General features: G+C 45.7%; 13 protein-coding genes. 3 read left to right on the forward strand and 10 right to left on the reverse strand.

Annotated features, from left to right (window positions below):
• Nucleotides 1-32: 32 nt before the first annotated feature.
• From GZ78_RS28820 to GZ78_RS08160, 4 genes are all read right to left on the reverse strand, one after another.
• A complete protein-coding gene (locus GZ78_RS28820; protein WP_034834651.1) occupies nt 33-12,830 on the reverse strand; it encodes a tandem-95 repeat protein in 12,798 nt (4,265 codons plus the stop codon).
• Between the two features lie 248 nt (nt 12,831-13,078).
• Nucleotides 13,079-13,519: a regulatory protein RecX gene (locus GZ78_RS08150; RefSeq protein ID WP_201772689.1), complete on the reverse strand. Its 441-nt coding sequence runs from the start codon at nt 13,517-13,519 to the stop codon at nt 13,079-13,081.
• 3 nt (nt 13,520-13,522) lie between these two features.
• Entirely contained in the window at nt 13,523-14,578 is a 1,056-nt protein-coding gene (gene recA, locus GZ78_RS08155; RefSeq protein ID WP_034834656.1) for a recombinase RecA, read from the reverse strand.
• Nucleotides 14,579-14,749: 171 nt separating this feature from the next.
• The gene (locus GZ78_RS08160; RefSeq protein WP_034834658.1) at nt 14,750-15,244 is read right to left on the reverse strand and encodes a CinA family protein; all 495 of its coding nucleotides are present in this window, start codon (nt 15,242-15,244) and stop codon (nt 14,750-14,752) included.
• A gap of 181 nt (nt 15,245-15,425) precedes the next feature.
• Between GZ78_RS08160 and mutS the strand changes: the two genes are divergently transcribed.
• Complete coding sequence (gene mutS / locus GZ78_RS08165; protein WP_034834659.1) at nt 15,426-18,032, forward strand: DNA mismatch repair protein MutS; 2,607 nt, start codon at nt 15,426-15,428, stop codon at nt 18,030-18,032.
• Nucleotides 18,033-18,393: 361 nt separating this feature from the next.
• Entirely contained in the window at nt 18,394-18,717 is a 324-nt protein-coding gene (fdxA, locus tag GZ78_RS08175; RefSeq protein ID WP_034834664.1) for a ferredoxin FdxA, read from the forward strand.
• A 141-nt stretch (nt 18,718-18,858) separates the two neighbouring features.
• Here fdxA and rpoS read toward each other — a convergent pair whose 3' ends face one another.
• Both rpoS and GZ78_RS08185 read right to left on the reverse strand, forming a co-directional pair.
• Nucleotides 18,859-19,884 (reverse strand): RNA polymerase sigma factor RpoS, encoded by a 1,026-nt coding sequence (rpoS, locus tag GZ78_RS08180; protein WP_034834667.1) that lies wholly within the window; start codon nt 19,882-19,884, stop codon nt 18,859-18,861.
• Nucleotides 19,885-19,985: 101 nt separating this feature from the next.
• Nucleotides 19,986-20,771 carry a peptidoglycan DD-metalloendopeptidase family protein gene (locus tag GZ78_RS08185; protein WP_152558620.1) on the reverse strand — a complete coding sequence of 262 codons (786 nt, stop codon included), beginning with the start codon at nt 20,769-20,771 and terminating at the stop codon, nt 19,986-19,988.
• Between the two features lie 595 nt (nt 20,772-21,366).
• On the opposite strand from GZ78_RS08185, the gene GZ78_RS08195 reads away from it, so the two are divergent.
• Nucleotides 21,367-22,620 carry an ISL3 family transposase gene (locus GZ78_RS08195; RefSeq protein WP_034834670.1) on the forward strand — a complete coding sequence of 418 codons (1,254 nt, stop codon included), beginning with the start codon at nt 21,367-21,369 and terminating at the stop codon, nt 22,618-22,620.
• Between the two features lie 51 nt (nt 22,621-22,671).
• On the opposite strand, the gene GZ78_RS08200 is transcribed toward GZ78_RS08195, so the two are convergent.
• From GZ78_RS08200 to truD, 4 genes are all read right to left on the reverse strand, one after another.
• Nucleotides 22,672-23,607: a DUF368 domain-containing protein gene (locus tag GZ78_RS08200; RefSeq protein WP_034834671.1), complete on the reverse strand. Its 936-nt coding sequence runs from the start codon at nt 23,605-23,607 to the stop codon at nt 22,672-22,674.
• A gap of 106 nt (nt 23,608-23,713) precedes the next feature.
• Nucleotides 23,714-24,382, reverse strand: a complete 669-nt coding sequence (locus GZ78_RS08205) for a protein-L-isoaspartate(D-aspartate) O-methyltransferase (protein WP_034834672.1) — start codon at nt 24,380-24,382, stop codon at nt 23,714-23,716.
• 1 nt (nt 24,383) lies between these two features.
• Nucleotides 24,384-25,127: a 5'/3'-nucleotidase SurE gene (surE, locus tag GZ78_RS08210; RefSeq protein ID WP_034834674.1), complete on the reverse strand. Its 744-nt coding sequence runs from the start codon at nt 25,125-25,127 to the stop codon at nt 24,384-24,386.
• On the reverse strand, nt 25,108-26,166 hold the full coding sequence (gene truD, locus GZ78_RS08215; protein WP_051785953.1) for a tRNA pseudouridine(13) synthase TruD: 1,059 nt from the start codon (nt 26,164-26,166) through the stop codon (nt 25,108-25,110). Before truD ends, surE begins: the two co-directional genes overlap by 20 nt.
• Nucleotides 26,167-26,446: the final 280 nt, after the last annotated feature.

Below are 26,446 nucleotides of genomic sequence, written 5' to 3' on the forward strand. Positions count from 1 at the left end.
GGCCAGCCCCTTTATTCAATCACTCAATATTGTCAATCAATCTGCAGGTTGCCATCATCAATCAGGTTATTCAGGATTTCAGTATCGCTACTCCCACCTCCATAACCTGAAAGGTCTACACCTTCGAGCTTAATCTTCTGAGTCACATCTCCGTCGGCATCAGGCTTCACTTCGATGGTGGTATCACCGTTATCAAAGTTCAAACTGAGATATTGATCCAAGGGTTCTGACTCATTAACTAGAACATCACTGAGATCAATTTTATCGCCACCCTGCCCTATCTGGAAGTCCATAATGGTATCCTGAGCGGGTGTGCCAGACGTACCCACGTCTGACGCTCCCCAAATAAAGGTATCACTGTCATTACCACCGGTAAGAACGTCATCGCCAGCTCCGCCAGTGATCAGATCGCTCTGGTCAGTATTGACTGTTTCCTGGCCTATTTGTTCAGTGGTCGTTGCCGTCAGTCTGACGTTATCAAAAAAGATCTGTGGGCCGCTGATTTTGATGAGCTCAATGGTCAATGGTTGGCCGATGGCTGCAGAGTCTGAAGCTATTGAAGAGCCCTCTAAGTTCAGAGTCAGTGTTTCAAATTGACCTTCTGCAGGAGAAACTGAGCCGTCGCTGGCAAGAGTGATACCGCCGGCTTTTATTCTGACCTCGTAGTTGGCCAGTCCGGATTCACTTTTACGATTACCAATATCAATCTGAAGTTGATAACTGGAGTTAGGGTCAAAGTTCTCAGTCAGGGTTTGTGAGATGGTTGTATTGTCGTTGTTGATATATGCAATATTATCCCCCTCTGTAGCCTGCTCATCCATGCCTGTGCTGTTCTCATTTTTAATCCCATTCCACTGGTGACTGAATGTCCAGCTGCTGCTTTCGGGATTGTCGTTCCATGCGCCATCCGACAGGTTCTGGCTTTCAAAGCTTGAGTCTCCAATGGCAATGTTGCGGTTGGTCACTTTGGTGCTGGTGAATGTCAGGCTGTCATCCCAGGCATTAGTTCCCGTATTGGTCATGGTCAAGTCATTAAGGTCACTGCCTTTGAGTGTCCAGGTACCATCACCATTATCGGTGCCGGCTGAAAGAGCAACATCTGAAGCTACATCTACGACGATATCCGGAGTAGGCAGGTCGTAATAACTTTGCCCACTCACCGGTTCAGCACCCGCAGGCAACATATCGTAAAACTGGAAAGGTTCTGCGGTCGAACTGCTGACAACCATATCCGCTCCGAAATTCCCCTGCCAGTAAACCAGCTCCACTTCATATAGGCCGTCCTGAGGCGCTGTGAAGTTTCCAGAACTTGTAGCGACCCCTCTGGGGGCGGTGAACTCAGTAACGGTGTCACCATTGATTTTCAACCTGAAACCATCATCCGAGGCCACATTAAAATCATGGGTACCTGCTGTTAGACGAATATAACCCGTCATCTTGAGCGCAAATGTCTGACCTGGCATATCACCATTACCGGTCAGAGTACTGCTATCGCTGCCAATAAAGTCTGCCAGAGTATGATTACCACTTCTGGTGTAATTGAACGTTGAAGCCGTAAAGGTTGAAATTGGATTATTGTTTTCAACCAGACTGACAGCCTGGTCAAGACTTGAAAAAACGGTACCAGTATCAAAAACTTCTGCTTTTAGTCCAGTAGCACTGGGCAGACTGATCTGGCTCGCAGCCGTTATAAACGCAGAGTCAAGATTAACCGCTACAGCCTGACCATCATCCCCTTTAATCGTATCATCACCTGTACCACCAAAGATGATATCTGCTCCGGCATCACCCAGCAGGGTGTCAGCCCCTCCTTCACCTTTCAGTGTGTCGGCCTGATCAGTGCCATCAAGAATTTCATCGGCACTTGTGCCAATGAGCTCGCCTGCTCCTTCCACACTCAGGTTAAATGTGTAGGCCTCGCTGGAGGCTGAGCCATCGCTAACACTAAAACCAAAGCTGACAGCCCCTACAGGATCAGTGGCCGGTGCGGTATATTTCAGATTTTCAATATCTGCCGCAGTGATGACCTGGTTTGCAGTGACCGCAGAGCCATTGAGTGTCAATGAACCAGAAACAGGCACACTGGTAATGGTGATGGATTGCATGCTGTCACCATCACCATCAGTGAATTCAAAATCATCTGTACTGAAGGTGTAGCTGTCGCTCTGCTTGAGTATCAGAGTATGATCTTCAGATTCTGGTGCATCACTCACAGCAGTAATTCTTATATCAAGATCTTCCGTAGTTGTACTTGTCGTACCCGTCGATGTTTCTGTTGCTGTAGCAGACAGCGTCATCGTAAAGTTACCGTTAGAATTTGCAGCAGGCGTTAACTGCAGCTGGCTCAGGTTCCAACTTGACACATCAATGTCTGCACCAGTAGACATTGCAGAATTTGAGCCATCTCCCAAACTATACCCGGAAGGGATACCTGAAAGACTCACTGTAAGATTTTCTGATCCATCTGTGTCAGCCAGAGAGGCCGTCATCGAAAAATCAAGCACACTATCTTCGTTCGTTTCAAAGTATGGTGCGCCCTGAGTGGTTTTTTCCAACACTACGTCATTAATATAAATAAATCCTTCAGGAGCGCTGAATTCAAGCCTTAGTTCCGCCGAATCTCCTGCAGGAACCGGCAGGTTAATGGTAGGATTCCAGTCATCAAAGGCGTCATGGTTATAATCCTCCGTGACTATCAACTCATTGTCCCAGTACACCAAAATCTTACCGTCATTTCGATACGTATCAAGTGTTAAAGAATACCCAAGGTCGTTGGCATCCGATGTATCAATGATTCGGGATAAGCTGCCTCCGTAAAATTCGAGACGATCATCGCCATAATCACCGCCATCATTGCTCCAACCATCATTACCATTGTGGAGAGATCCAAGCTGAGCATCGTGAATGGTTTCTGTGATGGATTCATAAGAAGGACTACCGCCTACGGTGATGTTTGGCGCATCAGCAACCGGAGTGACATCGACCGTTACGGTCTGAATAGAAGACTCTAACTGTCCGTCGCTTACTGCAAAGGTGAAGCTTGCATAATTATCTCCGCTGGCATCGGCAACAGGGGTAAACGTCAGCAGCCCGGCATTGATATCGGCTTTGCTCACAGACTGTTCTTCGGTCACTGCAACGCCATTAAGGGTCAGTACACCTGCACCAGGTAATGTTTTTATGAGAACCGTAGATAAAACATCTCCGGAATCTTCATCAGAGAAAGAGAAGTCAGCAGCTAAGAGCGTGATTACGGCGTCTTCAGCAACATTTAGAGTGGCATCCGCACTATCAGGAGTATCATTAGTATTGGTGATATAAACGGTGTAATCGCGGGTATCAGACAGATAACCATCACTGACCTGAGCAGTAATGGTATGGCTGGAAGCTGATTCAAAGTTAAGCAGGCTGCCATCAGCTACTGTTATTTCACCGGTACTGCTATTAATAGAGAATCGACCTCCAGCATCATTAGTCAGAGTATAAGTAAGAGTATCTCCATTCGCATCATTGGACGTCACTGAACCAACAACAGTGTTGTTAATGGTGTTTTCAGGAATGTGTAAAGCATCACCTAGCAGATTATCGACACTGTCTGCCTGGTAGAGGGCCCTGGCACCCGAAGCGTCCACTCCCTCATTCAGTACCACCAGCTCATCTATTGAGCCATCCAGTGAACCGTCATTACTCCCATGGCTCTCACCCACGTAATTATTGGTTCGAACCATATCAGGGATAACGGCACCATCGAGATTTTCCCCTGCCAGCTCACCATTCTTATAGACACGCATGGCTCCAGATTCATCGACAGTTGCTGTCACATGAACCCACTCGCCTTGAGTAAAGAAGTCACTGATGTGCAAGACACCATCCGCAGAACCCGAGCCATCGTAAATCTCAAAAGCAAGATCATTTGAAGTACCGACATGCGCTAGCACAATGTTGTTATTGGCAGCTCCATCACCAAAATCAACAATCCTTGACCATGACTGACTGAAGCTGTCGAACTTGACCCAAGCCGAAATCGACAGAGCTCCGCCCAGAGAAAGCCCAGATATTTCACCAGCGCCTGAACTGCCATCCATTTCAAAAGCAGTACCAGAACCATTATGCCCAGTGCCAAACCCTGCACTGCCACTCAGACTGAGATTATTACCTTCACCAGAAGAGTCTGAAGCCAAGGTGCCGGAGCCATCACTGAAGTTGAATGCAGCAACAACAGAATCAAACATCGGCAGCTCTGTCAGTTCAGGAGCGACATTGGTTCCAGTCACTGTAACAGTAATGGTGTTGACCGAACTCTCACCTTTGCTGTCAGTAACTCTGAAATCAAATGTGACATCTTCTGTTTGAACAGAGGAAAGGTTTTCGAAGTCAGAACCCGGGTTGAAGGTATAGCTGCCATCGGCATTGATTGTTACAGAACCTTTAGCAGGTGCAGACTCCAGGGAGTAAACCAGTGTCTCTCCCTGATCCAGGTCTTTAGCAGACAGCTGTCCTGCAATTATACCCGCATCAGATCCGCCAAGTTCACCACTCAGGGCTTCCGGAACACGGTTAACATCAATAGTTAGAGTGGAAGCAGAAGTATCGGTGCCATCAGAAACTGTATAGTTGAATACATCCTGCAAAGTAGCTGTTTCATAGTCATAGCCCAGCGCTTTCAATTCCTGATTATTCAGAGCCCTGTCGTAGATACGTGCTTCATCAATCAGACCATCAAAACCGAAATGATTATCCGGAATGTTGACATCACCATCATGGAACCGGGCACTACCACGCAGCGCTTCCTCAGAGCCTTCTGTGTAATGGAGCGATACACTACCAAAAGCCGCTTCATCGCCATGAAAACCCATAGCCTCAGCATGACCTGAGCCAAATTCATCCCCATTCAAATAAGCTTTCAGGGAACTGTTGTCTGCATCCAGCACCAGCGAGACCTGCTGCCAGTCATCACTGGAAATAGCGCTGATATCCTGGGTCAGGAAGGTGCCGTTATCCCAGCCATTCGTATTCGACCAGGCACCCACATAAAGAGTGCCCTCATCAATATAAATGTTATAACCTTTACTGCCACCCCCTTCTTCATACAACACCTGACGACCACTTAGGTCATTGTCAGTGTCAATTTTGAAGGAGAAATTGATCGTCCGTTCAGTCTTGCTGCCTGAATAGGTATTTAATTCGGTAGAGTCTGTGATATCGACGATGGCACTGGCACCATCAAATTGCACCGCATTACCGTTGAGTCCGGCAGAGACAAAAGCTGCGCCTTCATTCAAAACACCATCGGTTGAGGTACCGGAAGTACTGTCGTTCACAGTGGTACCGGAGGTCTCATCAAACGTCCAGTGAGCTACAAGTCCGGATGATAAATCGACAGTAGCCGGCGTATAGGTCCAGTTACCGTCTTCAGAGATGGTTAAATCACCGTAGTCGCCAGTAATGGTGGTAGATCCGGAAACACCGGTTCCATTGACGTCAGTTACTGTCAGCGGGTCGTTTTCAGCATCGCTGTCATTGGCAAGAACACTGGCTGCTCCGGTAATGGCAGAACCTTCTGCGGAGGCCTGCTCAGTGCTGGTATCGCTGACAGGTTCTGGACCGTCATTGACGGCTGTGACATTGACTGACCAGTATACGTCGGTGGTCTCCGAACCATCTGAAACCATGATCTTAACGGGCAGACTGCCCACATCAGGGTCGTCAGGAATACCACTGAAGGTTCGGGTTCCAGTATCAAATGTCAACCAGGCTGGCAGAGGGTCACCATTGGCAAGGCTGGTGCTGAACGTTAATGAGTCGCCGTCATCATCAGAGAAGGCATTAGCAGGCAGTGTGTAACTGAAAGCTGCTTCTTCTGTAGCGGTTTGATCTGAAAGTCCGACATAATCTGATTCGGCAGGGCCTGAACCAGAAGGTACGTAATCGACATCATCACTGATGACAATTTTGTCGACTGCAGTGCCATCTTCGCGCATCCATAGATTCAGCTGATGAGTTCCGGGAGCATCGACTTCAATAGTAATGCGACCAGCGCTGTTTATTCTGTCGCCAGCCCAGTCATGGCTGCCGTCATTGAAACCAATTTGAGAGCCGGTACTCACCGCTTCACCATTCAAACCAATATGAACACTGTCACTGTTCCCATCAGGTGCATCACCTCTCACCCAGACGTAATAGGTGCCTGCACTCTCAAACTGAATATCGTAGGTCAGCTCAGAGCTTATGCCGGTGTAATCCGTATCGAAGCCGTCGGCACCATTGTTGGCAGTACTGACTTGCTGGCCACCGGATGCTGAAGCATCATTTTCTACTGCCCAGGCGTTGCCGCTCCGATTGACCTGACTGCTGAAATGCTCTGCTTCAATGGACACCAGTCCATTGTCTTCAGCAAAGACAGGCGACGGAGCATCGTTTATGTTGTTGACTATCAGGCTGAAACTGGCATCAATTGTTTCGCCGTCTTCGTCGGTAGCCGTGACTTTCAGGTTAAGGGTAGCGACGTCGTCATTATCAGGTGTACCTGAGAAAACTCTCGTTGAAGTATTAAAGTTCAACCACTCAGGTAAAGCTGATCCATCAGTCTGGGTTGCCGTGAAAGTTAAAGTATCTCCATCACCATGCGAGAACGTATTCTCAGGGACTGTAAAGCTGAAAGATGAGTCTTCATTGACTGATTGATCGGTAACGGCGTTGGCGAGTAATGGCGCATCATTGGTGCCCTGAATTGTGACCTCTACGGTGTGGGTTGTCCCATCGTTTGAGCTAGTTAAAATATCTCCATCACCATGCGAGAAAGTACTCTCAGGGACTGTAAAGCTGAAAGATGAGTCTTCATTGACTGATTGATCGGTAACGGCGTTGGCGAGTAATGGCGCATCATTGGTGCCCTGAATTGTGACCTCTACGGTGTGGGTTGTCCCATCGTTTGAGCTAGTTAAAATATCTCCATCACCATGCGAGAAAGTACTCTCAGGGACTGTAAAGCTGAAAGATGAGTCTTCATTGACTGATTGATCGGTAACGGCGTTGGCGAGTAATGGCGCATCATTGGTACCCTGAATTGTGATCTCTACGGTGTGGGTTGTCCCATCGTTTGAGCTGATCGTGATGGTATCGGTCAGCTGCTCACCGTCATCCAGAGATTGAATACTGTTTTGCGTATTATCTGCTGAATAAGTCCAGTTACCCTCGGCATTAATGGTCAGGGAACCATGACTTCCGTTTACTGTTTCAGCCACGAATGAGGCACTGCCATCGGCATCGGATACCGATAAGCTGCCAGAGGTGGTTAATGTCGCGGCGGCATCTTCGGTCAGGGTTCCGCTGTCATCTCCGGTAAACACAGCGGCATCGCTGACGGGCTGCATATCCACACGAATGGTCTGGGTGTGAGTGGCAGTAGTATTATTGCTGGCTTCAGTGGCGGTGGACATCACTGAAATGGTGAAGTCAGTATCGTGGTTGGCAACCGGGGTAATCGTTAGATTTGCAAGGTTCCAGCTGGATGCGTCAACAGCACTGCCATCAGTTGTCAGACTATTGGTGCCATCACTGATGGCAAAACCTGCAGGAATTCCGCTCAGGCTGACAGACAGTGTTTCAGATCCATCTGAGTCGCTAAGGGATGTACTTAAATCCAGAGCAATTCGGGTATCTTCCTGGCTGGATATCATTTTGTCATAGGAAGAATCAGTGCTGTCATCGGCGCCTAATCGACTGATGGTGATCTGATCCAGAAGTGGGCCTACACCATTATTCTGTCCAGCCACTTCCCTTACAGCTAGTTGAGTTGATGCCTGATCAGTATCGGGAAGATTAATAGTGACTTCTTCCCAGCTGGTGCCTGGATCAATGGTCTGTAATACCTGTCCATTCCAGACGATCTCTATTTCGTCAGTACCATCATAGCTTTCGTGCTGTTTCACCCAGAGTGAGATCTGATGATCGTGACCCTGACTGGTATCAATTGAGCAGTAATAAGCATCAGGAGTACCTGTTTCAGCATCCAGCTTTGCAACTTTTGTCCCTATTCTCGAAGCACCAAGAGGTCCTCCACTGTCGTGAGTTTCAACAGCATTTTCAGAAGTCCAACCATCAGCCAAGCCATCGTTGAAGTTCATGCTTGAAAGAACAGTCGAACCTTGAACCGTTAGTGTGGGTGCATCCGCATCTGGTGTCAGAGTCAGATCAGCCTGACTACTGACAGTTGCAGTGCCATCAGAAATATCAAAGGCCAGCTGAGCACTACCTGACCAGTTACTGACTGGGGTCACCGTCCAGGTTCCGTTGCCATTATCAGCAACAGACACCTGCCCACTTGAAACAGTGACATTACTGACGGCAAGGGCATCGTTATCAGCATCTGCAGTGTTAGCGAGTAGCTCCGCTTCTGTCAGCGTGAAGCTGATGTCTTCGTTAGAAGCTTTGGAGACATTAGAACTGACTACAGGCACATCATTTTCTACACCCACATCAACAGTCATAACGTAATGGCTGTCTGAGAAAACGCTATCCGAATCAGAAACATTGAAGTTAAACGAAGCGTAATCATCTCCATTGGCATTAGCTTCTGGTGCAAACTTAAACAGGCCTGCATCTATATCAGCCTTTGAAACCGTATCGTTCAGTGAAACTGCGACTCCATTCAATGTGAGTGAGCCATTTCCAGGGAGGCTTTCAATCAGAACCTGGTTCAGAGCATCATCCTGATCAGCATCAGAGAAATTAAAATCAGCGGCAGAGAAGGTGTAAGTAGTATCTTCAGCAGTAGATACTGTTTCATTAACAGCAACGGGGGCTTCATTGATATCAGTAACATATACCGTATAAGAACGAGTATCGGATAAGGCTCCATCACTCACCTGAACTTCAATGGTATGAGTGTCATCAGCCTCATGATTCAATTGACTGCTGTCAGCTACTGAAATTTCCCCCGTCGAGTTATTGATGGTAAAGCGTCCACCGGCATCATTTGTTAGAGAATAAATCAATTCATTACTGGCATTATCAACATCGGAAGCAGCCACAGAACCCAGCACGGTGCTGTTAACACTGCTTTCAACTACATGAAAGGCATCACTGACCAAATTCTCTACGGAGTCAGCTTCATACACAGCTTGGATCTGATCAGCACTAAGAGCACTGTCGTAGACAGCAAAGTCATCAATTGATCCATCTATACCCCTACCACCCGTATTCCTATTACCGAGAGTTACATTGTATTCAACATTATCGGGAGTCCAACTGGTAGTAGATTGTCCAGCAAGCTCGCCATTTTTATAAAGTAGAACATCACCTGAATCAGAAATAGCGGATGTAATATGTACCCACTCTCCTTCAACGAAGAAATTATCAACTTCCAAAGACCCTACTTTACTGCCATTTTCATAGATATGAACAACTGCTTTACTACTGTTTTTTTCTCTACCAATAAAAAAACTGTCCACACCATCAGTGACTTCTACAACTCGAGACCAAGAAGGATCAAAACTGTCCATTTTCACCCAAGTTGAGAGGGTTAAATTGCTCCCCATAGTCATGTTAAAACTGGCACCAGCCGAACTGTCTGTACCATCCATCACCAAAGCCTGACCCGTGTCATTATGACCTGCTCCCAAGGAGGCATTACCACTCAAGGTCAAATGGTTACCATTACCCGAAGTGTCCGAAGTATCAGAGAAGCTATAAGCTGCATCAATGCCACTAATCAAAGGACTACCTGTTAATTCAGGTGCATCATTAACATTGGCTACATCAAGACTAAAAATCGCTTGAGTACTTAAGCCATCAGGGTCCGTAGCGGTAACTTTCAGATTAAGGGTTCCAACATTGTCATTGTCGGGTGTGCCTGAAAAAGTTCTGGTTCCGGAATCAAAAGCAAGCCAGCTCGGCAACCCCCCCCCACCTGCCATGGTCGCGGTATAAATGAGAGACCCCCCATCTTCATCTGAAAATGTATTCTCAGGAAGCTGGAATGATAGCGGTGAATCTTCAGCAATATTCTGATTACCAATAACATTAACTAAGACAGGGACTTCATTAACATCGTTAAGAGTAACGGTGAGATTTACTGGAGTAGAAACAAATGTACCGTCAGAAGCTGTGACCTGAATAGTATGAGAAGTTGAAGCTTCATAATCAATTGCTGCCTCACCCGCCGCTGTCAGAGTAACCGCTCCAGTGCTGCTATTAATAGTAAAGTAACCGTTATCATTCCCGCCTGAAATGGCGTAAGTAACAGGATTAGAGCCGTCCACATCCGTATGAGAAACTAAACCTACAGCGGTTCCTTCAGAACTGTCTTCATCAACAGCCTGTCCAGATGCAATGGCAATAGGCGCATTCGTATTGAGCAGAACAACATCACCACCAGAGGGATCGAAAGTAACCTGAATATCATCAAACTGTACCTTGACCGGATCAGTGATCTCAGACTTTCCTCCCAGCTTTGAAATTGCCTGGTTATAGGTGAAAGCTCCCTGCCCGGTTTTATCAAAATAGACATAATTACTGTCTACGTTGAAATAGTCAGCAAGATCATTGTAATCGAAATCATCAGCAACGAATTCGCTTATGTCCAGAACATCCTGCTGATCACTGTTTGATTTAAAGTCCCACAGTGTATCCACTTCATCATCATCTGCCAGAATGAATGTGTCATTACCAGCACCACCTGCTATAAAGTCACGACCTGCTCCCCCGGACAGAATATCATCATCGGCACCACCATCCAGATAGTCTCGACCCACCCCACCTTTGAGAGTGTCATTACCATCTCGACCATAGAGATCCAGTCTTTGCGCTTCGCTGGAATCAAAAGCACCAGAGCTTTTGTTATATCCACCGGACGTATCAGTAAAACCAGAACCATCCAGAACATCGTCACTGTCGCCACCAATGGCTTTTTCGATACCGGATGAATGCATATCCAGAGAGACCGATACTCCAGAGCTCTCTTTGATTTTTGCTGTATCAAAACCAACACCACCATCAACAGCACCAGCACTCAAATCCAGGCTATCGATATAGAGCTTATCGTTACCTTCACCACCATAAAGAAAGTCAGCACTTTTGGTACTAGCAAGAGCATCGCCATCCAGAACATCATCACCCGCATTACCGTATAATGTATCGCTACCCTCACCTGCCTTCATTTTGTCAGAGGTACTTTCACCCTGAATCGAACTGATTGCCTCATCCCTATTCAGCTCAATACCAGAACCATCAGCCAGCTTTATTCGTACAATGTTATCTAGATCGGCTCTTTCACCAAAACGTGCCAGCTGGCTTTCTTCATTGAAGTGAGCTTTACCAGAAGTATCAATAAAGACACCTTCGTCAGTCACTTTCACATAAGAATGAATGTTTTGGACTGTAGCTTCTTCAGGAAGAACATCCTTTAAGTCGAGAATATCTCTGTCACCACTTTTGCTGGTGAAGTCGTACAACATATCGGATTTAATTTCATCCGTACTTGATTCCAGTGACAACGCATATTCATCCTCACCTGAACCACCAATCAGAAGGTTTCGACCTTTACCAGCTTCGATGCGGTCATTACCTTCACCGCCATCAAGCAAAGTTCCATCATCATTGCCACGTAAAGTATCCCGCCCTTTGCCACCAAAAAGTTCAACAGCATGATCTGCTTCATTGGCATTTTGTGCATTGCTTCTTTTTAATACGCTTGAAGCATCCAACAACTCGTCACCTTCACCACCCAGCGCATGTGTTAGATCATGCTCATCCAATTTGAAGTGAAACCGTTGCCCATCTTTACTGTTCAGGAATGCCCGCTTACCACCACCGTCCTGATCAAATAAATCAAGACGTTGACTCAATGCCTCAGTTGAAAGAAATGGATTATCATCCGTCAGTTCAACACCTGCTGATTGTGTCCAATCAAATTGAACGACTGTGTCTTCGGAAATTTGTATGGAAATTTCATCACTGAATACTGGATTATCCTGGGCAAAGACAGCCACCAAATCTTCAGACGAAAACTCACCCTCTCCATCGGCATCGATATAGACACCGTCTTCAGTCACGGTCAGATAATTCGAAATATTATCAGCAGATACTCCGGAAGGCAGGAGAGCACTGACATCAATGACATCCTGTTGCTGGTTATTTGAAATGAACTTTAGGGTTTCAACAGATTCAGAATCTGCTAGTACATAGCGGTCGCTTCCTTCTCCACCATCATAATAATCAGCCCCCGCACCACCATTCAACACATCATCACCGGCAAGGCCCATCAAATTATCAGCCTGTGCCGTACCTAGAATATTGTCTGACAGTGTCGTACCTGAAACATCATTCAGAGAGGCTGTAGCAAGTTCATTGTCTGAAGTACCACTGATTGGACTATCTACATTACTGTATCGATCAAACTGGATGACGGAAGTATCTGCGACCTGAACTGCAACAACGGCATTTAAAGGAGGATTGTTGGCCGCAAAGCGGGCAATCTGATTCTCAGTTGAGAACTGCCCTTGCCCCGAAGAATCAAGATAGACGCCCTTATCTGTTACTTTCAGATAACTTTTCAGATTTCCAGAAGTCACATCTCCAGAAACGAGCTCACTAATATCAAGGATATCCTGCTGAGTGTTAGTTGACTTGAAGTGAAGTGTGTCAACGGCATCATCCGAAAGAACGTAACGGTCATTACCAGCACCGCCATTGTAGACATCAGCCCCTAAGCCTCCATCCAGGATATCATCCCCTTTCATTCCAAACAGATGATCTGCTCCATCTGTACCGTGAAGTTCATCTGCAGATTGACTTCCGAATATAGGTCTATTACCAGAATTCCCGTCCATAGATACTTCCCTTTACCTTCACATCGTTTTAATTTCTTAAAAATATATAAACAGGAATAGAGCTAACTAGACCTGAAATTCAGATTAGATTGCTCGAAAAAGGGTCTGCATAATAGATAGGAATATAAAAGAGGATTTCTTGAAGCGATTTAGCTTATAGGCGTGATTTTTGTAGCTTTTGGCAGCTTATCCCGAATAAAAACACTTTATCCGGTATTTTGTATACTACTAATATCTGATGCTGAGAATCAGTACCTAAGACACATCAAGATCTGGCTGCTAGTATACCCCCTCTGCGCCAAAAACCGATACTGCCTCGACCTATCTTTAGCCACTTTAGGTAGCTCATCGCCAAACTTTCGACATCTCAGGGACTTTGCCATCTCCAACCAGCTCTCTTCATCCTCAATTAGAAAAGCGGATATCTGCTCATCACTCAATCCTTTCCTTCGAAGCTCTGAACGTATTCTCACTGGTCCATAGCTTTTTGCAGATCTTGAACGAATATAACTCTCCAGAAAGCGCTCATCACTTTGAAGGCCTTCTTCTTTAAGTTGTTCAAGCACGGGGAGCGGATTTGCATCAGAATACCGATGAGTCAACTTTTCCTGAAGTTCATAAAAGCTGTGTTCACGACGTGCCAGCAAATCCATTGCAGCACGCCGAATATCTTTGTCAGATACTTCCAAAATTTATTCCGCCAGAAGCTCATCCTGAAGCTTTGATGGCGATTTTTCTTTTTTTTCAGATTCGGGTTCTTGAGGAGTCAGCAACTCTGAACGAATTTGAACTTCAATCTCTTCAGCAATTTCCGGGTTATCTGTCAGGTACTGTGCAGCATTAGCTTTGCCCTGGCCAATCTTCTTGCCTTTATAGGAATACCAAGCACCAGACTTTTCCACCAGCTTCTGTTTAACGCCCAGATCAATCACTTCACCCATATGGTAAATACCCTGACCATAAAGGATCTGGAACTCTGCCTGACGGAATGGAGGAGAAACCTTATTCTTAACTACCTTGACCCGCGTTTCATTACCAATAATCTCATCACCCTGCTTAACTGCACCCGTTCTACGAATATCAAGGCGGACCGAAGAATAAAACTTGAGTGCATTACCACCAGTGGTGGTTTCTGGGTTACCAAACATCACACCAATCTTCATGCGAATCTGGTTGATGAAAATAACCAGGCAATTGGCCTGCTTAATAGAACCGGTAATCTTACGCAGAGCCTGAGACATCAAGCGAGCCTGAAGTCCTACATGAGAATCACCCATGTCGCCTTCAATTTCAGCTTTAGGTACAAGAGCTGCAACAGAGTCAACAACGATAACATCAACGGCACCGGAACGAACCAGCATATCGGTAATTTCCAATGCCTGCTCACCTGTATCAGGCTGTGAGACATAGAGATCATCAACATCGACACCCAGCTTTCCAGCATAGAGTGGATCCAGGGCATGCTCAGCGTCAACAAATGCACAAGTCGCGCCTTGTTTCTGGGCTTCTGCGATCACACTAAGCGTCAAAGTAGTCTTACCTGAAGATTCAGGGCCAAAGATCTCAACCACTCGACCTTTTGGCAGACCGCCTATACCCAGAGCAATATCCAGTTGCAGTGATCCTGTAGAAATAGCCGGGATTGCCTCCTGCTTCTGGTCACCCATACGCATGACCGTACCTTTACCAAACTGTCGGTCAATCTGGCCCAGAGCCGCCGCCAGTGCTTTCTTTCTGTTCTCATCCATTGTTCAGATCCACCTTTTAGTGCTGGCCACTATTAACCGTGAAAATCATTTTGACTCGTCACTCGTTAAGTTTTGGGAGACGCAAAATGCTTTTCTTCGCTTATGGCTATTCAATCATTAAAAACTTCAGATACTGTATATTTAAACACTATCTGTATATTTGTCCAGTATTTATCTAGAAATTGCATCCACTACTTTAATCAAACCATCAAGTGCGACCTCAACAGCCTGTCTTCGAACCTGCTCCCGATTGCCGGAAAAGTGAAAAACATCCGTGGTTACCTGATTATCAAAGCACCAGCCAACCCAAACTGTACCCACTGGCTTATCATCTGTTCCACCATCTGGACCAGCAACACCTGAAATAGAAACACTCAAAGGTACTGAAAGCTGACGGACCACACCCAATGCCATGCTTTCCACAACAGGCTGACTCACTGCTCCATACCGATCGATGAGGGCAACAGGAACACCCAGAAACTTGTGCTTCATTTCATTGGAGTAACTGATAATAGCGCCTTCAAACCACGATGAACTACCGGCAACAGAAGTAAACTCCTGACTGAGCCAACCTCCGGTACAGGACTCAGCAGCTGCGACTTTCAAGTTTGCAGACTTCAGTTTTTCGGCCAGCTGTCCCAGCTTTTTGTCAAAATCTCCGGACATCAATCGCGCCTCTGACCCATGCAGAAATGTAATTCTTTCAGTTAACAACAGGTACTCACCAACAGCTTATAGCTGCTTGAAGACTAAAGATAAACCATTGCCCCCATGAAAACAGCCGACTTTTCATAGTAAAATACCAGATTGTTTGTCAGTAACCCCAATTCAAGGCTTACCCTCTTCTATGAGCCAGAGCAAAGATACCAAAAGTCAGCATACCCCCATGATGCAACAATACCTGCGCATCAAACAGCAGAACCGGGATCATCTGGTATTTTATCGCATGGGTGATTTTTACGAACTGTTCTATGACGATGCCCGTAAAGCTTCTGAACTGCTGGATATCACCTTAACCACTCGTGGACAGTCTGCCGGCGAGCCTATTCCCATGTCAGGGATACCTTATCATGCGGCCGAGGGCTACCTTGCCCGACTGGTTAGACTCCGCGTCTCTGTTGCTATCTGTGAACAGGTAGGAGACCCTGCGACATCAAAAGGACCCGTTGAACGTAAAGTAGTCCGAATCCTGACTCCCGGAACGATAAGCGATGAAGCGCTTCTGGATGAACGACAGGATAACCTGTTAACAGCACTAAGCTGTTCAGAGCAACAGTTTGGAATAGCCTCTCTGGATATCAGCAGCGGTCAATTCACGGCTATAGAAGTCACTGGGGAAGAAGCACTACTGGCAGAAATTGAACGCATTAACCCAGCTGAAATCCTTGTTAATGACAGTTGCGAGTGGCCATCGCAGATTATTGGACGCCCGGGAACAATTAAACGTCCGCCCTGGGATTTTGATCGTGATACGGCTTATGAAGGACTGACTCGCCAGTTTCAGACAAAAAATCTACAAGGATTTGGCTGTGATTCACTGGTAACCGGCCTGGAAGCCGCAGGCTGCCTTTTACAATATGCTAAGGAAACACAACGAACAGCATTACCCCACATCCGTAGCATTCAGCAGGAAATCCGGGAAGAAAGCGTAGTACTCGATGCTGCCAGCAGAAAAAATCTGGAGCTAACCCAGAACCTGAATGGTGGAAGAGACCATACACTCTTGTCTGTGCTAGATAAAACAGCCACTGCCATGGGGAGTCGATTACTTTCGAGATGGCTTAACAGACCTCTGAGAAATCTGCAGAAATTGCAGAAACGGCAATCCATAATTTCAACAATAAAATCAGGCTATTACTTCGAACAGATTCAGCCATTACTCCGAGGCATTGGAGACATAGAACGAATTCTTGCCAGGGTTGCACTAAAATCTGCTCGCCCGAGAGACCTGGCTCGGCTGAGAGATGCTTTGAACCAACTACCTGAACTGCAATCCATTCTGAGCACAATCGACAACGAGCACATTCACAAACTGGCAGAGGCCATCAGTGAACACCCAAAGGTTGCGGACCTGTTAAGTCGATCCATTATCGAGAATCCTCCTGTCATCATAAGAGATGGAGGCGTCATTGCAGAAGGCTACGACTCAGATTTGGACGAGTTTCGAGCACTCAGTCAGAATGCCGGTGACTACCTCATTGAACTGGAAAAAAGAGAAAAAGAAAGAACTCGACTGCCAAGTCTGAAAGTCGGATTTAACAGAGTTCACGGCTATTACATTGAGCTCAGCAGAAGAGAATCTGAAGATGCACCTGTCGACTATATACGTCGTCAGACGCTAAAAAACACAGAACGATTTATCACCCCCGAACTAAAAGAGTTCGAAGACAAGGCTCTGTCCAGTAAAAGTAGAGCTCTTGCCAGGGAAAAAGCCCTGTATGATCAATTATTGGAAAACCTTCTTGAAGCCCTGGGCACTCTCCAGGAGACGGCTATGAGCCTTTCCGAACTGGATGTATTGAACAATCTTTCAGAAAGAGCTGAGACGCTGAATTTCTGTCAGCCAGAATTGAGTTCTAATCCCGGCATTGATATTGAAGAAGGCCGTCACCCCGTTGTAGAGCAAGTACTCACAGAACCCTTTGTTGCCAACAATGTAGCATTGCATACAACAAGAAGAATGCTTGTCATCACCGGCCCTAACATGGGTGGTAAATCAACCTATATGAGACAAACGGCTCTGATCGTTTTATTGGCCCATGTCGGCAGCTTTGTCCCGGCGCACCACGCAAAAATTGGTCTTGTAGACAGAATATTTACCCGAATAGGTTCTTCTGATGACCTTGCCGGAGGTCGCTCCACATTCATGGTAGAAATGACCGAAACGGCCAACATCTTACATAACGCGACTGCAAGCAGTTTGGTTTTGATGGATGAAATCGGCCGTGGCACAAGTACTTTTGATGGTTTATCGCTGGCCTGGGCTTGTGCGCATCACCTCGCTGATACAGTTAAAGCATTCACCCTGTTTGCTACTCATTATTTCGAATTAACGCAATTACCAGACGAATGCAGCTCCGTCAAAAATGTCCACCTGAATGCCACAGAACATGACGACAGAATTGTATTCTTACATTCGGTTCAAGAAGGTCCCGCAAGCCAGAGTTATGGTTTACAGGTTGCACAATTAGCAGGCGTTCCCAGAAACGTAGTCAAACAGGCAAAATCGAGACTTCAGCAGCTTGAGGAAGGTTCGTCTGATCAGACTATGCTATCAACCTCAAACCACGCTACAAATGAGAGCAATGAGAATCCCGTTCAAGCAGATATGTTTTCAGCTTCACAGCCACATCCGGCAGTAGATGCCCTTAAGGATCTTGACCCTGATACTTTATCTCCCAGACAAGCCCTTGAGCTGCTTTACGATCTGAAATCACTGACGAAGGAGACCTGACAGAGTTTAGACAATTTGACTTTTAAGCTCAAAAAGAACGGCCACAGCCATAAGATCTATGCACTGGATTTGTTTTTACAGTACAACCATTCAAACAAACTCCGTAAAAAAGCTGTCCGTTCTACTGAACCTTAATACTCGAACGTCAACCTCAGTCAGATTCCAAGAAAAACTGACTATTCTCATAACTGCTTGAACTACTACCTTAGAAACAATACTGGTAGACTTGTCGCCTCGACTGGTTGCAATGTGCCAAATCAGTCGGGGGAAAGCGAGTGGAAGTGTCATTACTGATGGTGACATTTCATAAATGTATTGTGACTGACTTATCATCAGCCTGAACAAACGGAGTGTAACCATCATGACTTTCGTAGTGGGTGAAAACTGCATCAAGTGCAAATACACCGATTGCGTGGAAGTGTGTCCCGTAGATTGCTTTTACGAAGGACCCAACTTTCTGGTTATCCACCCGGACGAATGTATCGACTGCGCCCTCTGCGAACCTGAGTGCCCAGCCAATGCTATCTTCTCCGAGGATGAGGTGCCTGAAGACCAGCAAGAGTTTATTGAACTCAATGCAGTACTCGCTGACGTCTGGGACAATATTACAGAAAAAACAGACCCACTCCCAGACGCTGAAAAATGGGATGGTGTAAAAGGTAAACTGGAGCAGCTGGAACGCTGACATCCAAACACTTTTCTGAAAAGGTAGACGACGATATAAACCCGTTAAAGCCAGCTCTCAATAGTTAGCTTAAAAGTCTTCCAAAGAAAAAGCCATGACCTCAGGATCATGGCTTTTTTATTTCTCATGAAAACTAATTAATCAGCTAAACAAAGACTCACCTGATAAACCTTGCTTCTCCAGAATAGAACGCAAACGCTTGAGTGCCTCAACCTGTATTTGCCTGACTCTTTCTCTAGTCAGACCAATTTCCTTACCAACCTCTTCAAGAGTGCTGGTTTCATAGCCTCTCAGACCAAATCTTCTGGCAACAACTTCACGCTGTTTTTCAGAAAGCTCGCCTAACCATTTATCCAGGCTGTCATTGAGATCGAGATCTTGAAGCAGCTCTGCTGGATCAGACTCTTTCTCATCAGAAATTGTATCAAGTATCGACTTGTCAGAATCAGGACCTAATGGCGTATCAACAGAAGTAACACGTTCATTGAGACCCAACATTCTCTTTACATCATCGACAGGCTTATCCAGTAACTGCGCAATCTCTTCAGGGGTTGGATCATGATCCAACTTCTGAGTCAGTTCACGAGCAGCCCTAAGGTAAACATTTAACTCTTTGACCACATGAATTGGCAGACGAATGGTGCGCGTCTGATTCATGATCGCCCGTTCAATAGTCTGACGAATCCACCAGGTTGCATAGGTAGAAAAGCGGAACCCACGCTCAGGGTCAAACTTTTCGACCGCTCTGATTAACCCAAGATTCCCTTCCTCAATCAGATCCAGAAGAGTGAGACCTCGGTTAACATAACGTCTGGATATTTTCACCACCAGCCGCAGATTACTTTCAATCATACGACGCCGTCCAGCTTCAACACCTCGACGGGCAAGGCGGGCATAATGCACCTCTTCCTCTGGTGTTAACAGAGGAGAAAAACCAATCTCATTGAGGTAAAGCTGTGTGGCATCAATAGATTTATAGAAACCGTCATCATCACGACGAGCTCTACTGTAATCTGACGCACTGGGTGTCAAAGGCCGTGCTACAGGTTCTTTTTCTTCGACTTCTTCATTAAGTTCAGAATCCTGTGCTACTTCAACTTCACCCTTTCCCTGGGTAAAATCCTCAGCAAAACTACTTTGCTCTGAGTCATCCCTCTTCGCTGCCATAAGAGTCAGTCCTATCCGAAAGCCCCACTGTCCGCCGAACAACCAACTAAATCGTTGGGTCGACTCCCGTGAGATCCATCTACCGACACCGCAGAATGAAATCAGCGCTTTGGCAGGAATCGCATCGGGTCGACCGGTTTGCCATTGTGCCGAATTTCAAAATGCAGCTTAGGCTCTGTCGTTCCTGTAGAACCTATTTCGGCTATCTTCTGGCCTGCTTTAACTGAGTCTCCCTCACGCACAAGCAATTCCTTATTGTGAGCGTAAGCGCTCAGATAGCTATTATTGTGTTTCATAATAATCAGCTTGCCATAACCAGCGAGTTCACTACCGGCATAAACCACCTCGCCAGCGGCAGCTGCACTTACAGGCTCTCCCAATTTGCCTCTGATATCAATCCCTTTGTTCAAACCGTTACTGTTGCTGTATACCTGTACCACTTTACCTTTGGCTGGCCATTGCCAACTAAAAGCCCTAGATGATGGTTCTATTTTTTTATGTTTATTAGCTGGTTGTTTTTTAACCATACCAGAACCAACAGTTGCTGACACATTTTTTGATGCCAGCCTGGAAGTACGAGACCCATAGCTTGAGGGGGTCAAATTGACATGTTGACCTGGATAAATAGTATAAGGTGGACGAATGCCATTAGTGGCAGCTAACTCTTTGTAATCTCTACTATAAAGCCAGGCAATGGAAAACAGAGATTCACCGGGGCGTACAATATGGCTACCACTACTGACTTTAGGAGGGAGTCTGAGTTCCTTAATCTGAACAGAAGAAGGATTGTGTGAGCACCCCGCCAGTAGAAAAAACAATGCAATCAAACTAAATATTCTTGAGCAAATACTCAAATTAATACCATGCCCAAGATGATCGATCATCATTCACTCTGCTCCATACTTGCTCACTGAGGCGCTCCTCACCATATAATATATTAGGATATATTTAAATTTACTTAATCTAAAAAAATATATCAGACCAAGTAGTTTCACCTATATTTTATCGCCATTCACCCTATATGAGTCATCAACACCGAAATAGATTCCCAGTATCCTTTCAAACAACAAAATGCCAAGCAGATATGAGAGCTGATTTACAAAATAATCATGAGTAAAGACTAAATAACATGTCACATTTGGGGCACTGAAACCATAAAACAGATAGTTAACTTCAACAGCTCTATCCAAAACCGTTGATGCTACCATTGCGATGACTGAGATAATTCTATGGAAGAAAACAAACTAATCGATTTTACAAAAAGAAGAGAGCACTCCAAGTCGATTTGCAGGAATAATATGGCCGGAAATAAATCAGACGTTGAGTAATGAGTGCAAAGCACTAGCCCTTATACTCTCTATAAAATAGGCTCTTCAGGGATAACTGTGGGTAAAAATGAACAGATTTTGAGATAAAAGCATCAGTAGCAAACTTTTGATAGTTTTTTGTTGATGGACAAAAAAACAACAAAAGTGACCACTGATGCTGATTAAAACTATCCTCAATAAAGTTCATAAACTCAAGTCATTTGTTTATCAAGATGTAAAGCTCGGCTTCTATCAAGGTTCTGAAGTATTCAATGTAACCGTTGTTCCACGAAAGAACAGTCACGCTATCTGCTCAGGATGCCAGAAGCCTGCTCCTGGCTATGATCATCTTGCTGAACGTCGCTTCGAGTTTATCCCTCTCTGGGGCATCAGGGTTTTCCTGCTCTACATAATGCGACGGGTGGAATGCAATTCATGTGGTGTAAAGGTTGAACAGGTTCCATGGGCTGATGGCAAGAAGGAGCTGACCAAAGTTTACATGCAGTTCCTCGCACATTGGGCAAAAAAGTTATCGTGGAAAGAGGTTGCCAGTAGTTTCAGTACTTCATGGGAGAAAGTCTTTCATGCTGTTGAGTACGTTGTTGAATGGGGAAAGGCCCACCGTACACTCGATAACGTCAGGGCTATTGGCGTTGATGAGATTGCCTACCAGACAGGCCATAAATACCTGACTGTCGTTTACCAGATTGATCGCGGTTGCACACGATTATTGTGGGTTAGTCAGGAGCGTACAGAGGCTACGATTCGAAGCTTCTTCGCTTTCTTTGGTACGGAGCGTAGTCAGCGATTGGAGTATGTCTGCTCTGATATGTGGAAGCCCTACGTAAAAGCCATCGCGGAATGTGCCAGTCAGGCACTGCACATCCTGGATCGCTTCCACATCGTGGCCATGTTGAACAAGGCTATTGATGAAGTCCGGGCATCTGAACATAAGCAGCTACAGGCCGATGGTTATGAGCCTGTTTTGAAAAAAACACGCTGGTGCCTACTCAAGCGCAAAGAAAACCTCACAGAGAAAGAAGAGATAAAGCTGAACACCGTGCTTCAGTACAACCTGAAAAGCGTCAGAGCCTACCTGCTCAGAGAAGAATTTCAGGCATTCTGGGAGTACATTTCACCACATTGGGCGGAAAAATATCTGGATCGTTGGTGTACAAGAGTCATGCGATCAAAGATAGAGCCGATGAAAAAAGTTGCTAAAACTGTTCGACGACACAAGCCTCTCATCCTGAACTGGTTCCGGGCAAAAAAGGCGTATTCCAGCGGTATTGTTGAGGGTCTGAATACCAAGATAAAACTCACTACGAGAAAATCATACGGATTCAGAACTTATAAATGCGCAGAAATCGCTTTATATCATGCACTCGGCAAGCTGCCTGAACCGGAAATGACCCACAGATTTTACTGACGAGGCATAAAATAAGGGCTAGTGCTTGATGAACAAAGATATGCTTCTCAATTAATTTTCAGTTAAGCGACTACCAAACTTTTCCAGAAGCACAACCAGCACAATGGCTGACAACATTAATGCAATAGAAGGTAATAGATAAGCTGATTGTCCCGAAAGAGACTCATACGCCCAGGGAGAGATATTTCTTTCCAGAAATGGAACCTCCTGACCTGAACTGTTTATTCTCGTTTCAAGCGTTTCCTTCCAGGGCCACACTTTACTGAGAGCCCCCAACATTAATCCTGTTAAGAGCGACAAAGCCAGATCACGATGATGTTTTAACAGCCATGAAAGCACATGGGAAAAAGTCAGCAAACCCACAATGCATCCCGATCCAAAAACAGACAGCACCAGGACATCCAAACCTTTCACGGCAGCCAAAACTGCGGGATACAATCCCATCAGCAGTAAGATAAAACTACCGGAAATGCCCGGTAAGATCATGGCTGAGATAGCAATACATCCAGCGAAGAACAGCATCAGATAGGACGGTGTCAAAGCAGTAGGCGTCAACGTTCCTATAAAATAGGAAAAACCACAACCCAAAACAAGAAGTATCACTGATGTAACACTCCAATGTTTAATCTGTTTGAGCATGTGAACGCCGGAAATCAAAATCAAACCAAAGAAGAAGGACCAGATCAACTCAGGATAATTATCCAATAAGAATGTGATGAGATGAGCAAAACTCAAAATACTAAGGAGTATTCCTCCAAACAACAAAACCAGAAAAGTGCCATCAATATGCTTCCAGCAAGCAGCCACACCTTCTGATTTGAGCCTCATCAGCAATGCAGGATTTATGCTCTTCAAAGCATTAAGCAGGCGATCATAGATACCGGTAATAAACGCAATCGTTCCGCCTGAAACACCGGGAACCACATCAGCAGCCCCCATAGCCATTCCCCTGAGCAAAAAGCCCAGACCTTCTTTCATTTTCGACATGATCCAACCTGTCTTATTCTGTTAAGGAAATAATCAGAGCAATACATCTGCCAACCCTTTCAAACGTATCTGACAGACTCCCAGCCTTTATAGACCCCGGACTGCATTACTTCTGTATCCCATCCAGTAATGGCACAAAACGCACTGCTTCAAGAACCTCTCTCTTGAAGGTATCTCCCTGGCGGGTAATCAGCAACAAATCCTGAACGCCCCGATCACCAACAGGAATGACAAGTCGCCCATTATTTTCAGACATTTGCTGCAAAAGCTCTTCCGGCATCTGGTCAGGTGCTGCCGTCACAATAATCCCATCAAATGGCCCCATAACTGGCCAGCCCATCGCACCATCACTGAGCTTTAGCTGAGCATTTCGAATATTAAGCGTTCTTAATCGTTTTTTAGCTCGCTCATTAAGCGCTTTAATACGCTCAACGGAATAAACTTTTTTTACCAAAGGAGAAAGGACAGCGGTCTGGTACCCAGAGCCAGTACCAATTTCAAGCACCCTGCCCAGAGGACCTGCAGCCATAAGCGCCTCAGTCATTCTAGCCACGATATAAGGCTGAGACAGCGTCTGACCAAACCCTATTGGCAAGGCAGTGTCTTCATAGGCTCTGTGAGAAAGCGCCTCATCCACAAACAGATGCCTGGGAGCATTTCGAATCACTTCCAAAACAGCAGGTGATTTTATCCCTTGCTCCTTGAGTCTTTGAATCAGTCTATCCCGGGTTCTCCGAGAGGTCATTCCAATACCATCAATATCAACATCTTTCATGTCAACTGCCCAGCCATTCACTGAGCTGAGACAGAGTTGCATGATGAGTCTGGTCGTACTGGAGCGGAGTTACAGAAACAAACCCCTTCTCAATTGCATGAAAATCAGTACCTTCACCTGCATCCTGCTCTTTGCCAACAGGAGCAATCCAATACGCAGGCTTCCCCCTGGGATCCATAACCTTAACTGGCTTTTCAGGTCGTTCTCTATGACCCAAACGAGTGACTGCCACACCTTTTATTTGTTCATAGGACATATCGGGCACATTAATATTCAATATGGTTCCTGCTGGCAGAGATAAGTCCTTTAGTCTGAGAACTAAATCCCTGACAACACGCCCTGCCGCTTGAAAACCCTGCTCCCCTTTCCCACAGGCAGACACTGCAATAGCAGGCATGCCCATAAAACGACCTTCCAGAGCAGCACCTACGGTCCCTGAATAAAGAACATCATCCCCAAGATTGGCACCGTGATTAATACCAGAAACAACAATATCAGGCTCACTTTCCAATAATGCATTAACAGCCAGATGCACGCAGTCTGCCGGTGTACCATCAACACTGTGAAAGCCACTGGGATGCTCCGTTACCCGCAGAGGGCGATCAAGAGTCAATGAACTGCTCAGGCCCGAACTGTTTCTGTCAGGCGCAAAGACAATTCTTTCACCCACACCTTCCAAAGAGTTATGCAGCGTTGCCAGCCCCATGGCAGCAACACCATCATCATTACTTAGCAGTATTCTCATCCAACCGTCCTTCTATACACTCTAAAATCTCCCTCAATACTGCGGTTGCAAAGCAGCCTTTTGGCAAAGAAAATTCAAGCTGTATATCACTTTCTGACAACCAGTCCCAAGTCATGGAAGCCGGGATCAACCGAATTGCCCTTCTTTCTTGCTTCAAGCCTTCTTTCTCCAAGCCTTCACACAACAACAGATTTCGACCTGCAACTTCTTCTTCCATCTTTCTGCAAACTGAATCTGAAAGCAACTCCCCTCTGCCCCACATGGGAGCCGTCAGAGAAACCTCTCCAACCTCTATTCTTGCCATTAGATCCTGATCATGATCACGAAGAATCAGACTACCACTGTCTTGAAAGCCAGGAACATCACCCTCAAGATAACGAGTCCACACCTGTTGTGATACTCGTTCTGACAGCACCTGATTAAAGAGCCAGGATCGAGCTGCAGACAAATAGATCGAGCGTTTGTTTCTGTGGGCTTTAAAGCTGCCAGAAAACATCAACATGGCTCGCTCAACATTGATGCCCTCATGACCAAATCGCTGTCCACCAAAATAATTGGGCACTCCCTGGCTGGCAACCAGCTTTAAACGCTCTTCTAACAACTCATGACTGACAGTGAGCCCCCTTAGCGTAATGATAAATCGATTACCCTTTAACGCACCGGTTTTTAACTTTTTACCATGGCGGGTAGCAGCAAGAATCTCTAAAGACTCATTATTCAGACCGGCCCACTCAGGTGAGTCCTGCCCAGGCAACCAAACACTAAACCACTGACGTGTAATCCCATATCTATCCTTGCGGCCCGCATAACTCACGGAAGAGCGCTTAACACCCGCAAACCTGGCCAGCTGTCCTGCCACCCAATCTGTGTTTTCACCTGTTTTTTGAACATTGATATATGAATGCTCACCTTCACCATCAGGTATGAAAGGCAATTCTTCTTCAACAATGAAATCATCAGGTACAGCTTTGAATGAGCATTGTCCCAGAGGACCACCCCAGGCATAAGCCCAGGCTGAGGTATAAGAAACTTGATTCATTAAACAATAATCTTTTAAGAGAAACGCGTGCTAATCCACATAGACATTTGGATGAAATAAATCAGAAAACCCAGATTCCCCTAAAGTCCTCAGAAACCGAAATAGCCATGAAACTGTCGGGCCGAAGCTTTAGAGAATAGAATTCAGTAGATCGTTTGCAGCCTTGGAAACGGGGCAGTCCACGTTAAATTTGTGTAAAAGTTGGCTAAATCAAGCCATTTAACAAAAAAACAGCCTCTTTTACTGGGCTTCAGACAGATATCATCTTAATTCCAGCAAG

The sequence above is a fragment of the Endozoicomonas numazuensis genome, from assembly GCF_000722635.1.
Taxonomy (GTDB): domain Bacteria; phylum Pseudomonadota; class Gammaproteobacteria; order Pseudomonadales; family Endozoicomonadaceae; genus Endozoicomonas_A; species Endozoicomonas_A numazuensis.

Excerpts from the sequence above, each read along its gene's own strand:
- GZ78_RS28820 (WP_034834651.1), bottom strand. The coding sequence starts at position 12,830 with ATGGACGGGAATTCTGGTAATAGACCTATATTCGGAAGTCAATCTGCA.
- recA (WP_034834656.1), bottom strand. The coding sequence starts at position 14,578 with ATGGATGAGAACAGAAAGAAAGCACTGGCGGCGGCTCTGGGCCAGATT.
- GZ78_RS08160 (WP_034834658.1), bottom strand. The coding sequence starts at position 15,244 with ATGTCCGGAGATTTTGACAAAAAGCTGGGACAGCTGGCCGAAAAACTG.
- mutS (WP_034834659.1), top strand. The coding sequence starts at position 15,426 with ATGAGCCAGAGCAAAGATACCAAAAGTCAGCATACCCCCATGATGCAA.
- fdxA (WP_034834664.1), top strand. The coding sequence starts at position 18,394 with ATGACTTTCGTAGTGGGTGAAAACTGCATCAAGTGCAAATACACCGAT.
- rpoS (WP_034834667.1), bottom strand. The coding sequence starts at position 19,884 with ATGGCAGCGAAGAGGGATGACTCAGAGCAAAGTAGTTTTGCTGAGGAT.
- GZ78_RS08185 (WP_152558620.1), bottom strand. The coding sequence starts at position 20,771 with ATGATGATCGATCATCTTGGGCATGGTATTAATTTGAGTATTTGCTCA.
- GZ78_RS08195 (WP_034834670.1), top strand. The coding sequence starts at position 21,367 with ATGCTGATTAAAACTATCCTCAATAAAGTTCATAAACTCAAGTCATTT.
- GZ78_RS08200 (WP_034834671.1), bottom strand. The coding sequence starts at position 23,607 with ATGTCGAAAATGAAAGAAGGTCTGGGCTTTTTGCTCAGGGGAATGGCT.
- GZ78_RS08205 (WP_034834672.1), bottom strand. The coding sequence starts at position 24,382 with ATGAAAGATGTTGATATTGATGGTATTGGAATGACCTCTCGGAGAACC.
- surE (WP_034834674.1), bottom strand. The coding sequence starts at position 25,127 with ATGAGAATACTGCTAAGTAATGATGATGGTGTTGCTGCCATGGGGCTG.
- truD (WP_051785953.1), bottom strand. The coding sequence starts at position 26,166 with ATGAATCAAGTTTCTTATACCTCAGCCTGGGCTTATGCCTGGGGTGGT.